This window comes from Brevibacterium salitolerans (assembly GCF_039531405.1).
Lineage (GTDB): Bacteria > Actinomycetota > Actinomycetes > Actinomycetales > Brevibacteriaceae > Brevibacterium > Brevibacterium salitolerans.
Window position 1 is genome coordinate 94,915 of the sequence record NZ_BAAAPZ010000003.1, and the last position, 12,949, is coordinate 107,863.

13 protein-coding genes are annotated in these 12,949 nt (G+C 69.0%); 9 read left to right on the forward strand and 4 right to left on the reverse strand.

Features of this window, described 5'->3' with window-relative positions:
* Nucleotides 1-64 precede the first annotated feature (64 nt).
* Nucleotides 65-715: a response regulator transcription factor gene (locus ABD240_RS05100; protein ID WP_291794743.1), complete on the reverse strand. Its 651-nt coding sequence runs from the start codon at nt 713-715 to the stop codon at nt 65-67.
* Nucleotides 716-991: 276 nt separating this feature from the next.
* Nucleotides 992-2,221, reverse strand: coding sequence for a sensor histidine kinase (locus tag ABD240_RS05105; protein ID WP_344335817.1), 1,230 nt, complete (start codon nt 2,219-2,221; stop codon nt 992-994).
* A 430-nt stretch (nt 2,222-2,651) separates the two neighbouring features.
* Here ABD240_RS05105 and ABD240_RS05110 point away from each other — a divergent pair, with 430 nt between their 5' ends.
* From ABD240_RS05110 to ABD240_RS05125, 4 genes are all read left to right on the forward strand, one after another.
* Nucleotides 2,652-2,930 (forward strand): hypothetical protein, encoded by a 279-nt coding sequence (locus ABD240_RS05110; protein ID WP_344335820.1) that lies wholly within the window; start codon nt 2,652-2,654, stop codon nt 2,928-2,930.
* A gap of 237 nt (nt 2,931-3,167) precedes the next feature.
* Nucleotides 3,168-3,842 (forward strand): hypothetical protein, encoded by a 675-nt coding sequence (locus ABD240_RS05115; protein WP_344335822.1) that lies wholly within the window; start codon nt 3,168-3,170, stop codon nt 3,840-3,842.
* 77 nt (nt 3,843-3,919) lie between these two features.
* On the forward strand, nt 3,920-5,830 hold the full coding sequence (locus ABD240_RS05120; protein ID WP_344335825.1) for a glycosyltransferase: 1,911 nt from the start codon (nt 3,920-3,922) through the stop codon (nt 5,828-5,830).
* A 119-nt stretch (nt 5,831-5,949) separates the two neighbouring features.
* Nucleotides 5,950-6,696 carry a phosphoglyceromutase gene (locus tag ABD240_RS05125; RefSeq protein WP_291793465.1) on the forward strand — a complete coding sequence of 249 codons (747 nt, stop codon included), beginning with the start codon at nt 5,950-5,952 and terminating at the stop codon, nt 6,694-6,696.
* Nucleotides 6,697-6,887: 191 nt separating this feature from the next.
* Here the strand turns inward: ABD240_RS05125 and phoU are convergent, their stop codons facing one another.
* Complete coding sequence (gene phoU, locus ABD240_RS05130) at nt 6,888-7,547, reverse strand: phosphate signaling complex protein PhoU (RefSeq protein ID WP_291793461.1); 660 nt, start codon at nt 7,545-7,547, stop codon at nt 6,888-6,890.
* A gap of 198 nt (nt 7,548-7,745) precedes the next feature.
* Between phoU and ABD240_RS05135 the strand changes: the two genes are divergently transcribed.
* Both ABD240_RS05135 and ABD240_RS05140 read left to right on the forward strand, forming a co-directional pair.
* Nucleotides 7,746-9,128, forward strand: a complete 1,383-nt coding sequence (locus ABD240_RS05135) for a sensor histidine kinase (protein ID WP_291793456.1) — start codon at nt 7,746-7,748, stop codon at nt 9,126-9,128.
* Complete coding sequence (locus tag ABD240_RS05140) at nt 9,125-9,805, forward strand: response regulator transcription factor (protein WP_291793453.1); 681 nt, start codon at nt 9,125-9,127, stop codon at nt 9,803-9,805. The genes ABD240_RS05135 and ABD240_RS05140 overlap by 4 nt, the downstream gene beginning before the upstream one ends.
* A gap of 258 nt (nt 9,806-10,063) precedes the next feature.
* Here ABD240_RS05140 and ABD240_RS05145 read toward each other — a convergent pair whose 3' ends face one another.
* Nucleotides 10,064-10,642 carry a hypothetical protein gene (locus tag ABD240_RS05145; protein WP_291798501.1) on the reverse strand — a complete coding sequence of 193 codons (579 nt, stop codon included), beginning with the start codon at nt 10,640-10,642 and terminating at the stop codon, nt 10,064-10,066.
* A 230-nt stretch (nt 10,643-10,872) separates the two neighbouring features.
* Here ABD240_RS05145 and ABD240_RS05150 point away from each other — a divergent pair, with 230 nt between their 5' ends.
* The 3 genes from ABD240_RS05150 to ispF all read left to right on the forward strand — a co-directional run bounded on the left by ABD240_RS05150 (nt 10,873) and on the right by ispF (nt 12,796).
* On the forward strand, nt 10,873-11,355 hold the full coding sequence (locus ABD240_RS05150; RefSeq protein ID WP_291798498.1) for a CarD family transcriptional regulator: 483 nt from the start codon (nt 10,873-10,875) through the stop codon (nt 11,353-11,355).
* Between the two features lie 128 nt (nt 11,356-11,483).
* Complete coding sequence (gene ispD / locus ABD240_RS05155) at nt 11,484-12,308, forward strand: 2-C-methyl-D-erythritol 4-phosphate cytidylyltransferase (protein WP_344335835.1); 825 nt, start codon at nt 11,484-11,486, stop codon at nt 12,306-12,308.
* A complete protein-coding gene (gene ispF / locus ABD240_RS05160; protein ID WP_291798491.1) occupies nt 12,305-12,796 on the forward strand; it encodes a 2-C-methyl-D-erythritol 2,4-cyclodiphosphate synthase in 492 nt (163 codons plus the stop codon). The genes ispD and ispF overlap by 4 nt, the downstream gene beginning before the upstream one ends.
* The last annotated feature ends 153 nt before the right edge of the window (nt 12,797-12,949 follow it).

The following is a 12,949-nucleotide window of genomic DNA, read 5'->3' on the forward strand; positions in this document are numbered from 1 at the left end:
TCAGGGGAACAGCGGCACTGTTCGGGCCGCGAGCGGTCACCTGCTCTATGTCGCAGCGCGGCCTTCACAGCCCTGAGACGAAGCCGTACTCGAGCGCTCGGACCACCAGTTGTGCCTGCGTGGAGACCTCGAACTTCTGCAGCAGGCGTGCGGTGTGGGTCTTGACCGTGTTGGGGCTGATGAACAGCTCCTCTGCCGCCTCCGCCCGCCCCATTCCCCGGCAGATGAGTGTGAGAACCCGCAGCTCGGCCGGCGCGAGCTGAGGGATGGGACCGTTGAGGGCCGTGAGCCCGCCGCTGATGATGAGGTCACCGGGCAGATCCATGAACAGCGCCGAGGGATCATCGTCGAGGACTGAGCGGATGGCCTGACCGAGGACCTCGGGCGGAGCGGTCTTCCGGATGGCGGCGAGCGCACCTGCATGCAGTGCGTGCGCGAGGCCGGGACCGGGAGCCACGGTGGTGAGGACGAGGATCCTCGCCTCGGGATCGAGCTTCCGGATCCTCTGCGTTGCCGCCACCCCTGTCATGACGGGCATGTTCAGGTCCATGAGGGTGAGGTCCGGGCGCAGGCGCTCGTACTCCTCCACGGCGGTTGCGCCGTCCGAGGCGGTGCCTGCGATCGTCGTGTCGGGCAGGTCTCCCAGAAATGCCCGGAGCGCACGCAGGGTGTAGTGGTCGTCATCGACCAGCAGGAGCTTCAGATCTGCGGTCACGGAAGCGTCACCTGCAGTACTTCTTGTAGAGCGCGGGGTTGGTCTTCTTCCACACTGAGCATCGCGCAGGCCTGTGTGGCAGCGCCCCGGCCGCCGGTACCACCTGTTCGGAAGCATGAGTCCGCTCCAGAGTGGGGAGCGCTTGTGGGGGCTGCACACCTGCTCCCACCTGGGCGAAGGCCAGCGAGAGTCCCGCGAGCAGGAGCGGCGCGGTCCTGAGGCGGAGCGTCGGTTTCGGCATGATTCGAACTGTAGCTGTGTGCGGCGCGGGGTTCGTCACCCGTCAGGGTGATTCTCCTCTGGGCGACCGGTCACCGGCAGCGTGAGCACGGTGCGAAGCACGGAACCGTCTTCGTTCTCCACGAGTTCGAAGGTCGCAGTCCCTCCCATCGCCTCGGCACGCCGGCGCAGTGAGGCGGCGAAATCGGGCGTGACCTGTGTTCTCGCCTGCACGCCGCTCTCGACGCGCAGCACCAGTGCGTCCTCAGTGCCGTGCCCGTGGACGGTGCTGGGCACGCCTTCCGGGCAGTGACGGATGATGTTGGTGCATATCTCCTGGGTGAGCAGGGTGGCCTCGGCGAGGAGGACGTCGTCCAGTGTCTGCGGAAGCTCCTCCAGGCGGAACGTCGTCGGGTGCTGCGCCATCCTCATCGTCGCGGCGAGACGCTCACACCACTGGGAGAAGGCGGCGGGGAAGTCGACCTGCCTGTTGTCCGGCCCTCTGCGCATCCGCAGGATGTACTGGCGGAAGTTCTCCTCACCGGCGGAGAGGACCACGGACAGCTCCGCTTCGATCTCCCGCCGCTGCTCAGGGTCCTCGCATCGCTGCTGCACGGCGGTGAGGGAGCGTGCAGCGGAGAAGGTATGCGAGACCACGTCATGTGTGTCCCTGATGATCGAGTCATGCTGACGGTCGAGTTCGCGCTGATGCGCTGCGGCCGCTGCTGCGATCTCGACCCTGCGTCGCTGAAAGGTGCGTTCGAAGTAGAGGAAGGCTATTCCGAGGGCGACGTCAGGGAACGGCTCTGCTGCAGTCTGCGCGAGCGTGGGAAAGGACAGTGACGAAACCGAAAGACCCATCATCTGCATGGTGAGTGCGGTTGAGAGCAGGACATTCGCTGCGAAGGCCAGCACGGCTGTGCGCCAGCGGCCGAATGCGATCAGCAGCGTTGCTGTGCCGAGCTGGGCGCCGAGGAGGACCAGCCCCATGAGTTCCTGAGAAGGCCCGCCGGGAAGCGGCATGCCCAGGAGGGTGGCCACGGCCAGGCCCGTCAGTACCCACGTCGAGGTTCCCGGCAGCCACGGCGCAATGAGTGTCAGGAGCATGGGGAGCAGATCTACTGCGAGGTACTCGCTCATACCCCCATCGCCTTCCGCCGTGGTGGGAGGCACCATGAGCAGCGCCATCGCCAGGTACCAGACCCTGACGGCGGGGTCGATGAAGCGGGTTCCGAGGAACCAGCGCCACAGGGACTGGAGCCGCGGAGGCAGGCGAAGACGTGTCACCGCTCCAATCTACCGGGAGCCGAACGCGCTGCTGCCCGCCGTGACCGGCGATCAGGCGGGACAAGATCACCCGCAGGGGTGACGACGTCCCGGCGTTCCTGTAGGAAGGTTGAATGACTTGCGCAGCACCTCGTTGCTCGCGTCATGCGAGCTGTGCCGGACAGGCGCTGAGAACGCAACGATTGGAGACGCATGGATGCCGGTGAGCTCAGCATGAAGCACGCGCGCGTACGAGGAGCGGTGCCTGGGCACGGGCATCGTGGCGCTCGTGGGCATTGGGCTCGCCCTTGGCATCGGTGGAGCGGCCATCGCACTCTGGATGCGGTTCCTCATCCGCAGCGGTCGCGGAGCCGGTAACCGGGGCTGAGCCAACGGCAAGATAGTCAAACCGCAGGGAAGCTGAGAAGGCGCCCAGGGAGGCCGGTGCAGGATGCTGATTGCTGTGAAGGGCAACGAGGCTGAGTTGGCGAATCCGATCCTTCCGCCGCTCTACGATGTGGCGTTCGTGGTCATACCAATCCTGATGCTGGTGATCACCATCACCGCCATCATCCTCACCGTCCGCTCGCCTCTGACGTCCTTGGAGAAAGCACTCCTCGTTGCACTGACCGTCCTCGTGCCGCTGCTGGGTGGTGTTGCTTCGCTCGTCGTCACCATTGCGCTTTCACGCCGAGCAGCACAGGCAGAGAAGCGTGGAGCGGTGGTCTAGATGGAGGTTACGGAGCACGTGGAGCTGGGATCGTGGCTCATTCCGCGGGTCAGCGCAGCCCGCGCGGCTACCCCGGCCGGCATTGTGGGGGCGGGATTTGAGGCCTACCTGCGGATTCTTCACCCGGTGTCTGTGAGCCGCGATGCTCCCTCTCGTTTGAGTCACACGGATGCGGAAGGTGCGCCCGACGAGTCCTGCTGGCCCTGGGCTGAAATTGCTCGGAGGAACGGCAGAAGCATGCACCCGCTGGTTCAGTGGCGTCAGCTCAGCAACGAAGAGGACCAAGGCGCCCTCTCGTTCCCTGACGGGTGGAGCGTTGAGCGACCGCCTGACTACTTCCTTGGGGCGGCCTTCCTTTCCCGTCTTGTTGCGCACATTCATCGGTCATCCAGAAGTGCGGAGGATGTTGTTGCTGCAGTCTGGAACGGTTTTGGCGCACTCAATCACCGTGAGTCCCTTTCTGCGGATAGTGCGGGTTGGAATGAGCTGGGAGTGGACGTCCGTTGCCTGAGTGCCGATGACGGTGTGGTGCATCTCGTTTCCAGACAGGTCGCGGAGGCTGTGACGTCTGGTCCGTTCTTCGAACTTCCAGGTCGGGAGTATCTCTTGTTCTGCTCGTCACTGGCGGAGCTTTCTGACCCTCGGTGGGTGTACTCTGCCGGCATTGGCTGGGGTCCCGGATTCCCGGGGGTGTTTCCGCAATTGTTCTGGCCCGCCACTCATGAGTGGGTGATCGGCGGTGACGTCGATCTTGACTTCACGATTGTGGGCGGAAGCTCTCAGCTCATCCACTCGATCCGCTCTGATGCGAGGTTTGAGTCCTACATCGTGGAGGCCAGGGACGATCTGAGCCGCTGGGGTGACGTGGTGAGTGGCCAGGCGGACAGTGAAGAGGGCTCGATGCATCTGTAGTGGAGCAAGCCTGTCCTGGACCCAAGCCCCGCTCCCGCCCCACGCCGACCCTCCGCCCCGGCGGTAGACTCGGAGCCGTGCACGCAGTCGTCCTCTCCCTCCACACCTCGCCGGCGGCGCAGCCGGGCGCCGGTGATGCCGGCGGCATGAATGTCTACGTCTCCCACACCGTTGCCATGCTGGTGCGCGCGGGCCACACCGTCGACGTCCTCACCTGCGATCCCACACAGCACGGCCCGTCCGTGCTGCCCAGCGGCGTCACGGTCCACCACGTCCCCACCACGGCACGGACCAAGGACGAGATGGGAGCGCAGGCGGAGGACATCGCCCGCGCCCTGCTCGCGGACGACCGCCTGGGTGCGCTCCTGCGCGGCGCGGATCTCCTGTGGGCCCACTACTGGGTCTCCGGACTCACCGCATGTCACCTCCGCGCACTCCTGCGTGCAGAGGGCACTCACACGCCTCCCCTCGCCGTCACCTTCCACACCCTGGGCGCAGTGAAGGACCGGGACCTGGGGGAGGACCGCGAACCGCAGGCTCGGCTCGAGGCTGAGGCACGGATCGCTGCGGAGGCGGACCTGATCCTCGCGAACTCCCCGTCCGAGGCCGCAGACGCCCAGCACCTCCTCCACGCCTCTCCCTCCCGCATCGCCGTGACCCCGCCCGGAATCGACACCGCCACCTTCCGCCCCGGCTCCATGCAGGACGCCCGGCGCGCGCTGGGCGAGGAGGACACGGATCTCCTGGTGCTCTGCGTGGGCCGGATGCAGCACATCAAGGGCACGGACGTGCTCATCGACGCCCTCAGCGAACTCGTCCGCACGGAACCCGCGCTTGCCGGCAGAGTGCGCGCCGTGTTCCTCGGTGATGCCTCCGGAGAGGCGGACCCGAGCGGCCTGCGGGAGGCGGCGACGGCCTCGGCCGCGGCCCCTCTCATCGAGTTCCGCCCGCCCGTGCCGGCGGACCAGGTGGCCCAGTGGTACCGGGCCGCTGACCTGGTGGTCGTCCCCTCGCGCTCCGAGTCCTTCGGCCTGGTCGCCGCCGAGGCGCAGGCCGCCGGTGCGCCCGTCCTCGCCACCGCGGTGGGCGGGCTCACGCACGTGGTGCGGCACGGCTGCGGAGGCATCCTGGTGGACGGCGACGACCCCGTGGTGTGGGCGCAGGCGCTCACCGGCCTGCTCCTCGATCCCGCGCTCCGGGCTCGGCTGGGGGCCACCGCCGCAGCGGATGCGGCGGACCTGGGCTGGGACCGCGCGGAGCGGGGCATGCTCACCGCACTCGAGGCCGTGGTGACGGCTCCCGTGCCCGAGGCCGGCACCACGCCCGTCTCTGAGCCCGCGTCCGCCTCGGCACCGGCCCCTGAGGCCGCGTCCGCCCCGGCATCCGCCTCCGAGGCCGGTGCAGGCGACGCGGGTATGCCCTCAGCCTCCGATCCCGTCATCGGGCTCATCCGCTCCTGGGCCGCCGAGAACGAGGTCGAGGTCGAGTCCGTGGCTCCGGACCAGATCGTCGTGGTGCTGCCGGGGGAGAAGAAGCTCAAGACCAACGTCTCCATCCGCGCCGGCAGGCATTCGGTGGACTTCCAGGCCTTCGTGGTGCGCCGCCCGGACGAGAACCGCGAGCGCTTCTTCCAGTGGATGCTGCAGCAGAACGGGCGCCTGGGCGGGCTCTCCTTCTCCGTGGACGGCTACGACGACGTCTACCTCAACGCCTCCCTGCCTCCCACAGCGTTCGTGCAGGAGGACGGGCGCGTCCAGGATGGCGCAGAGGACGTGCTCGACTCCTACCTGGGACGCTTCCTCACCATCGCGGACTCGTCCTTCAACGAGCTGCTGACCCTGGGCTTCCTCACCTCCATGAAGCGGGAATGGGCGTGGCGGCTGGCCCGCGGTGAGTCCACCCGCAATCTCGAGGCGTTCCGCCACCTCGTGGACACGGACGACAACGAGTTCGTGGGCACGTTCACCCCGCTGCCCCGCGAGGACTGAACGCCGCGGACCAACGGGCGTCCCGCCGCCGTCCCACAAGCGTCCAACCTCGGCTCCGCTGCCGTCCCACCCGCGGGACGGTGGCGCGTGCAGCCCGCAGCACGTGCCAGAATGTCGGCATGGCGTACAACCTCGTGCTGCTCCGCCACGGCGAGAGCGATTGGAACCAGAAGAACCTGTTCACCGGCTGGGTGGACGTCACCCTCACGGACAAGGGCCGTGCGGAGGGCGTGCGCGCCGGCGAGCTGCTCGCGGAGAGCGGCCTGCTGCCGGACGTCGTCCACACCTCCCGCCTCAAGCGCGCGATCCTCACCTCGCAGATCGCGCTCGAGGCCGCGGACCGGTCCTGGATCGACACCCACCGCTCCTGGCGCCTCAACGAGCGCCACTACGGCGCGCTGCAGGGCAAGAACAAGAAGGAGATCCGGGACGAGTTCGGCGAGGAGCAGTTCATGACCTGGCGCCGCTCCTTCGACACCCCGCCGCCGGAGCTCGAGGACTCGAGCGAGTGGTCGCAGGCCGGAGACCCGCGCTATGCGAACCTGGGCGCGGCGCTGCCCCGCACCGAATGCCTCAAGGACGTCATCGTGCGCCTGCTGCCCTACTGGTACGACTCCATCGTGCCGGATCTGCAGCTGGGTCGCACCGTGCTCGTCGCCGCCCACGGCAACTCCCTGCGCGCCCTCGTCAAGCACCTGGACGGGATCAGCGACGAGGAGATCACCGGCCTCAACATCCCCACCGGCATCCCGCTGCACTACGAGCTGGACGAGGAGACGCTGGCACCGGTCACCGCGCGGGGCACCTACCTGGATGCAGATGCCGCCGCCGAGGCCGCCGCAGCCGTCGCGAACCAGGGCCGGTGACGCCGGCTCGCCTCTGAGCAGGCCGCCTGCCCATACAGACGCATGTGCGCCCGTCACTCCACGGAAGTGGAGTGACGGGCGCACATGCGTGCAGGGCTTCTGCATGCACCTGGCATCGGCACACGCATTAGTCGGAAGGCGCGCCTGCAGGTGGGACCCACGGGCGCTGCCTGCGCCCGGCCCCGGCTGTGTCAGTCCGTGCCGGGGATGAGCTTGGAGTCCCAGTTGCCGGTCAGCAGGTACTCGATCCGCTGGGCGACGGAGACGGCGTGGTCGCCGAACCGCTCGAGGTAGCGGGAGAGCAGGGTGACGTCCGCGACCTCGGCGGGCTTGATGTCAGAATCGGAGATCTGCGAAAAGACCCGCAGGTGCAGGGTGTCGAGGCTCTCGTCGAGGTCGTCGATGGTGGGCACGGCCTCGAGGCCCGGGTTGGAGACCAGGTGGTGGATCGCCCGGGCGATGCGCCCGGCGGCCTCCGTCATCCGCGAGAACACCGGCTCGAAGCCGGCGGGGACGGCGGAATCGGGGTAGCGGATGCGCACCTGCTGGGCCACGTGGCGCGCCAGGTCGCCCATGCGCTCCAGGGAGGCACTCATCCGCAGCGAGGAGATGACCACGCGCAGATCTGCCGCCACGGGCGCCTGCAGCGCGAGGATCTCCGCGGCGGACTTGTCGAGTTCGAGCTGCAGCCTGTCGATCGCGGCGTCCGCGGCGATGACCTCCTCCGCGAGCTCGAGGTTGTTCTCGTGCAGGGCCTCGCTGGCCTTGTCGATGGCCGTGACGACCTTCTCGGCCATCGCGGTGAGCTTGTCGGCGAGCCCGTCGAGCTCGTTCTGGAACACTTCGCGCATTCGCAGGTTTCCTTTCCCATGTACCGGACGAGGTGGATCGAACCGTCATTCGGCGGTGCCGGCGAGCAGGGATCCGCCGCTCACTGTCTCAGTGGCGGGTGAACCGTTCACGTCCTCCGAGTGAACCTTTGCATTCATCTTAGGTGCAGGCCCCGTGGAGGTGCATGGACCGTTCACCGTCCGTTTAGGCTGGTGCACGTGGAACTGCTCATCGTCGCCGTGGTCACCGGGGTGGTCGGCCTCGCGGTGGGAATCGCCGGCATCATGGCCTTCCGGCTCTCTGCGGCGAGCCGGAGCACCGCCGACCTGCACTCGGAGAGCGAGCTGCCGGACGGCATCGCGGAGGTGCTCGCGGTGCTGCCCAGCGCCGCCATCGTGGTGGATGCCGGGGACGATGTCGTCAAGGCCTCTCCCGCCGCCTACACCTACGGTCTGGTGCGCGGACACCGGCTCATCTCTCGCAGGCTCGAGGAGATCGTCGCCCGGGTGCGCACTCGCGGGCTCATCGAGGAACTCGACTTCGAGCACTCCGCGAGCGAGGCCTCGCATCCCCGCTTCCTCCACGCCCGGGTCGCCGCACTGGGGCAGGCGTTCGTCCTCGTCCTCTGCGACGACCAGACGGATGCGCGCCGGGTGGATGCGATCCGGAGGGACTTCGTCGCGAACGTCTCCCACGAGCTCAAGACGCCCATCGGCGCGATCGCCCTGCTCGCGGAGGCCGTCACGGACTTCGCGGACGACCCCGAGGCCGTGGCCCGGTTCGGCACCCGCATGCAGAAGGAGTCCACGCGTCTCACGCAACTGGTTCAGGAGATCATCGACCTCTCCCGCGTGCAGGACCACGAGACGCCTCAGAGCACGGCGCGCGTCTCCGTCACCGAGGTCATCGCGGACGCCGTGGACCGGGCGAGCACGGGTGCCGCGGGCAAGGACATCGAGCTCTCCGTGGCGCCGGGCGGCGACTGGTATGTGGACGGCAGCTACGAGCTGCTGGTCAATGCCGTGCGCAATCTGCTGGACAACGCCGTGAGCTACTCGAACGAGGGCACCCGCGTGGGCGTGGGCACGCGGCTGGAGGACGAACGCGTCGTCATCACGGTGACGGACCAGGGCATCGGCATGTCCTCGGCGGAGACGGAGCGCGTCTTCGAGCGGTTCTACCGTGTGGATCCCGCCCGCTCCCGGATGACCGGCGGCACCGGTCTGGGCCTGAGCATCGTCAAGCACATCGTGGCGACGCACGGCGGAGAGGTCCGCGTGTGGTCGCGGCCCGGGCAGGGCTCCACTTTCACCATCGTCCTGCCGCAGGCACCGCAGACGGGCCAGCTGCCCCACGTGGAGGAGGGTCATGCCTCCCGGGAGGACGCTGCGCCCGGCGATGGGCCTGCACGCGACCGGCCTGCAGGGGACGTGCCCGCAGGGGACGCGGGCCCGGCCTCCGCCTCCGCCGCCGGCGGGCAGACCGACCAGGCTGCCGAGGCCCCGGCGGCGGTCCGCCTAGACTCCCAGGAAGAGCTCGCCGCGCAGAGCGCCGAGGAGGCGCCGCCCGGTGACCCGAGAGAAAGAAGGAAGACGACGTGACGCGCATTCTGCTTGTCGAGGACGAGGAGTCGTTCTCGGACCCGCTCTCCTACCTGCTGGGCAAGGAGGGGTACGAGGTCGCGGTTGCCGCGGACGGTCTCGACGCCCTTGCGGAGTTCGACCGCGGCGGCGCGGACCTGGTGCTCCTCGACCTCATGCTCCCCGGCGCCTCGGGCACCGAGGTGTGTCGTCAGCTGCGCGCGAAGTCGAACGTGCCGATCATCATGCTCACTGCCAAGGATTCGGAGATCGACAAGGTGGTGGGGCTGGAGCTCGGCGCGGACGACTACGTGACGAAGCCGTACTCGTCACGCGAACTGCTGGCGCGCATCCGTGCGGTGCTGCGGCGCAACGCGGAGCCCGCGGATCTGGAGGAGGCCGTGATCGAGGCCGGCGGCGTCCGGATCGACGTGGACCGCCACGTGGCCTCCGTCCGCGGCGAGGAGCTGTCGCTGCCGCTCAAGGAGTTCGAACTGCTGGAGATGCTGGTGCGCAACGCCGGGCGCGTGATGACCCGCGGGCAGCTCATCGACCGCATCTGGGGCCAGGACTACGTGGGCGACACCAAGACCCTCGACGTCCACGTCAAGCGGCTCCGCGCCAAGGTCGAGAAGGAGCCGTCCTCGCCCTCGCTGCTCGTGACGGTGCGCGGCCTCGGCTACAAGTTCGAGGCCTGAGAGACCCCGCCCGGAGGCGGGCGTGCGCCTGCCGCGGCGCGCCCGCGCAGGGGAAGGGCGCGCCCACCGGGCGGACGCCCGCCGAGCGCAGGCCCGCTGCGGATGCGCCTGCCGCGGCCGGTGCCTCGGTGCCGGAAGCCCGGGTGAATGCGGAGAAGGGCCGGCGCGGCAGGAGAGATCCTGCCGCGCCGGCCCTTCTCCGCGCTCATCGGATGCGGTGCTCTGCGAAGGCCGTGCTCCGCGGAGCGGGGGAGGGTCTCAGCCCTCCGCGCCCTCGGCGCCGGCGCCCTGTGCACCGGACGCGTCCTCGGCGTCCTCGGTGGGGTCTCCCGAGGGGGAGGTGGTGGGCACGAGGCCGTCGTAGTAGGGGATCTCGTCGTTGAGGACCTGGACCCGCAGGGTCTCCGACTCGGAGCCCACGGTCACGTCCACGTCGACCTGCTCGCCGGGGACCGCGTCGAGGCCCTCGACGATGACCGGCTCCGAGGCGGCGGCACCCGAGCGCGCCTCGACGCCTGCGGGGTACTGCTCGAAGACCTCATTGGGCTCGAGCGAGTGCGTGAGAGGCGAACCGGCACCGGCGGAGATGGAGACGGTGCGCGGCTCGTTCGTGGAGTTCACGAGGGTGTAGAAGACCTGCGCCTCGCCCTGCTCGTTCTGGGCGAAGACCAGGCCGCGGACCTTCACGCCGTCCAGTTCGGTCCATGCGCCGTCGCCGCCGCTGTATTCGTACTGGGCAGTCTGCTGCGAGGACAGCAGGGCGGCGCATCCGCTCAGGGGGACGATTGCTGCGACTGCGGTGAGCGCGAGTGCGATGCGCACGGGCCTCTTCTTCACGTTCCAGGCTCCTAGGACGGATGGGCGACTGTCGGATTCGCCTCTCATCGTACCGCTGATTCGACCCAACGTAGAACTCGCTCAGCGATCCCTGTGAATGCGCCTGCGGCCGAGGTGAGCGGGCAGGGCGGACGGCGGGCGCGGGACCCTATCACCAAGCCGCAGTGATGTGCCTCATCTTCCCGGCGTGTCTCATGGTAGACTCAGCTTCGCGAAAGGGGTTCGAACATATGGCATTTCAGGTCGGCGACACCGTCGTCTATCCGCATCACGGCGCGGCTACCGTTCAGGAGATCAAGACTCGGACGATCAAAGGCGAGGAAAAGCTCTATCTGAAACTGCAGGTTTCGCACGGCGATCTCGTGATCGAGGTCCCCGCAGACAACTGCGACCTCGTGGGCGTGCGCGATGTCGTGGGCGAGGAGGGCCTCGAGAAGGTCTTCCAGGTGCTCCGTGCGGAGGTGACGGAGGAACCCACCAACTGGTCCCGCCGCTACAAGGCCAACCTGGAGAAGTTCCAGTCCGGCGACGTCATCAAGGTCGCCGAGGTGGTGCGCGACCTCTGGCGCCGCGAGCAGGACCGCGGTCTCTCCACCGGTGAGAAGCGCATGCTCTCCAAGGCACGTCAGGTGCTCGTCTCGGAGCTGGCCCTGGCGGAGAAGAAGGAAGAGGACGAGGCAGAGGCACTCCTCGACGAGGTCCTCGCCTCCTGAGCCCCTCCGCCGCAGAACGCTGAGAGCGGCCGATCACCACGGGTGATCGGCCGCTTCTCCCATTCGGGCTCCTGCGGCCGCGGGGTGCGCATTCCGGCCTGCGACGCCGCAGTGCCTAGGATCGTCACATGCGCACCGCACTCCTCGTCCCCGCCGCCGGTTCCGGCACCCGGCTGGGTGCCGCCAGGCCCAAGGCGTTCGTGCCCCTCGCCGGCCGGCCGCTGCTCTGGCATGCTCTCCGCGGTGCGGTGCGGACCGGGGCGGTGGACGCCGTCGTCATCGCCGCCCCGGACGCGCTGATCGGAGAGGCCGCACGCATTGCCGCCGAGGCCGTGGGTGAGCATCCGTGCGCCGTGGAGGTGGTGCCCGGTGCGGACGACCGGGCGGGTTCCGTGGCCGCCGCACTCGCAGCCGTGCCCTCCGCCGAGCACGTCCTGGTGCACGACGCAGCGCGGTGCCTCACCCCTCCTGCCGTGCACCTCCGCGTCCTCAGGGCCCTGCGCGCCGGTGCGGAGGCGGTGGTCCCCGTGCTCCCGGTGACGGACACCGTCCGCACGGTCGAGGCAGGCCTCGGCACTCCCACCTCTGCCGGCGGCGAGCTTCTTGCGGGGAGTCTCGACCGCTCCGCCCTGCGCAGGGTGCAGACCCCGCAGGGCTTCTCGCGGGAGGTGCTGTTCCGCGCACATGCCCTTCACCATGAGGACCCTGATCCTGCGGCCACGGACGACGCCGGGCTCGCGGCGCGCCTCGGCGCGCAGGTGGTGGGGGTGCCCGGGGACGAATCGGCTCTGAAGATCACCTACCCGCTCGACCTCCGCATTGCGGCACTGCTGCTGGAGGACCCGCAGCTGTTCTCTGCGGAGACGCCGCCGCCTGACCCGCACCCGTCCCCGCAGAGCGCCCAGGTGCCTCTTCCCATGCAGAACCCCCTATCCGAGGAGAACCCGTCATGACCCTTCCGGCCCTGCCCCGCGTGGGCACCGGCGTGGATGTGCACGCCTATTCCGCGGACCCGCAGCGTCCGCTGTGGATCGCCGGCCTCCTCTGGGAGGGGCAGACCGGGCTGGAGGGGCATTCGGATTCCGATGTCGTGGCCCACGCCTGCTGTGACGCACTGTTCGCGGCCGCAGGCATCGGCGACCTGGGCGCGCACTTCGGTACAGACAGGCAGGAGCTGGCCGGGACCTCGGGGGCGGAGCTGCTCGCAGAGGCGGCCCGGCTGGTGCGGGAGGCCGGCTTCGCCGTGGGCAACGTCTCCGTGCAGGCGGTGTGCGTGCGCCCGCGGATCGGCGCGCGGCGGGAGGAGGCGCAGCGCGTGCTCAGTGAAGCCGTGGGCGCACCCGTCTCCGTCTCCGGGACCACCACGGACGGCCTGGGGCTCACGGGCCGGGGTGAGGGTGCCGCAGCGATCGCCACCGCGCTCGTGGTGCCGGTGCGCTGACCCCCGCCCAGGCCGGAGTGCGCGGCGGGGGCGCGCACGGCTGGCTCCTGCGTGCACGAAAGCGCAGGCCCGCCGCGCAATTGCGTGCCGAAGCGGAGTTTTCGTGACCGTGGCCGGAACGCGTGCGACTGGAGCGCGCACGCCCGGCGTGCG